This window comes from Sanguibacteroides justesenii (genome assembly GCF_003204205.1).
GTDB classification, from domain to species: domain Bacteria; phylum Bacteroidota; class Bacteroidia; order Bacteroidales; family Marinifilaceae; genus Gabonibacter; species Gabonibacter massiliensis.
Map to the genome: position 1 here is coordinate 1 of NZ_QJPL01000018.1, position 1,946 is coordinate 1,946.

At 50.7% G+C, this 1,946-nt stretch carries 1 protein-coding gene; it reads left to right on the forward strand.

Features of this window, described 5'->3' with window-relative positions; translation table 11 throughout:
• Window positions 1-54: 54 nt before the first annotated feature.
• Window positions 55-1,946: ABC transporter permease/M1 family aminopeptidase (locus tag DMB45_RS14550; protein WP_146216464.1), on the forward strand; the 1,892-nt coding region annotated here is incomplete at its 3' end.

The window sequence follows — 1,946 nt, forward strand, 5'->3', positions numbered from 1 at the left end:
TGGCAATCCAACCTGTTTGTATTAGCGTAGCTTAGAATTAAAAGATAAGATGACATGAACACGAGTGTTTTTTTTCACGTTGCAGAATACGAGATGAAACAGCAGGGCCGAAGTTGGCTTTTCCGTTTTTTCGCCTTGTTCTCGTTGGTGGGGATCGTGTCTTGTCACGTTTACTGGCAGGGTCCTGGGGCGGGAAACTGGAAAATGGTTGCTTTTCCCTGTTCCATGCCCCTGGTTAACGCTTACCTTTATAGCGTTATTCAATCGTTGTTCCTGGCGGTGATGATGTCGGAAATTCCCCGTCGGTTCGATCACCGGGGTTCCCTGGAAGCGTTGTTGGCTCGCCCGGTGAGTAACACGACTTATCTCTGGGGAGTGGTCACGGGAAACGGGTTGCTTTTCCTTTCGATGAACGTTGTCGTGATCCTGTCCAGTGTTTTTCTCGTGAACTTGACGAGTTTGGCCCCGGTTAGCTGGTCGTGTTATCTTTTTTACCTGTTGACGCTTACTCTTCCTTCCTGGCTGCTCGTGGCCGGTTTTTCCTTCTGGTTAAGCAGTGTCACGGGTTCCCGTTACCTGGCAATCTCTCTTTCCCTTGCCTGGTTGGTTGGTTGCCTGTTCTGGTTGCCTCACGTTCAACACGGGATGTTCGATTACACGGGTAGCGGCGTGCCTAATCTATTCTCGGAGCTTGTGGGTCATTTAAACCTTCCCCGTTATTTACTGCATCGCCTGGCTTACACGTTGTTGGGCCTGGGTTTGTTGGCCTGGAGCGTGAGTCGTTTCAAACGAATCCCGAATTACCGTTCGAGCCGTGAAACTCAGGTACTCGTCGGTTTATTGTTTTTTTTAGCGGGGTTGGGCGGTGCATTTTTGCTGGAGAATTCTTTTTACCGTGATCGTTCCGCTCGTGAAGATTATCGTTCGAGTTTCTCCCGTCACTGGCGGGAGGAGACCTGCCGGGTAAAGAAACACGCTATCCGGTTACTGCAGAGGGGTAAAAAATTAAAAGCGGAGAGTAATCTCTTGGTTTATAACCCTGGAAAAGCGTCTTTGGATCGAGTCGTTCTTTTTCTTAACCCCGGTTTGCGTGTCTTGTCGGTTAAATCCGGGGGGAACGCCTTGTCTCACGATCGTGATGGACAGGTGATCACGATCGGTCGTTTTCTGTCTCCGGGCGATACCTTGTCTTTAAGTATCGATTACGAGGGAACGATAGACGATCGTTATTGTGACCTGCACTTGCCTGATAAGGACCACGAGGCTGTTTTTTATAACGATTGTTTTTTCCCGACGGGTCGCCGCGGTTCTTTCGTGGAGAATAATTTTCTCCTTTTGACGCCGGCGAGTGGCTGGTACCCGGTGTCTATTCCCCCTTCTAATCCTTTCATGCCTTTATCGACGGGTCGTGATTTTACCCTTTTCACGCTGGAGGTGGAAAACCCGCTTCAAAAGACGGTAGTCTCCCAGGGAGTCCCGTGCAAGTTAAATGACGGCATTCGTTTCACGAGTCGTAACCCGCTGAACGGGATCTCGTTGTACGGGGCGAACACGTTGAATTACACGGCGCCGGTAGACACGAGTTTCGGTTTCCGTTTTAACCTTACGAGCTGGGGTCGTGACTTGGCGCGGATGTTCTCTGGTATCAGTCAACGTTTTTTCACCTCTTTCTGGCGTAGCGAGACGATCTATCACTGGTACGATTACAGGAGGTTTCCCAGGATGGGGTGGTACGAACCCCGTAACCCATACCTTCATTTCTCGGAGGTGCCGGTCTCTTTCCGGTTGTCTTCCGGCGTGGGTAAACCGCTGGCGGGTTTAACGGAGCCGGGAATCGTCTTTTTCCGTGAACGGGGATTCGAGTACCGGATGCTCGATGTCGTGACGGGGGAAAAGGTAAAGACGGGGGATGAATTTTTCGCGGTGTTTAACCCCTTGTACCAGTC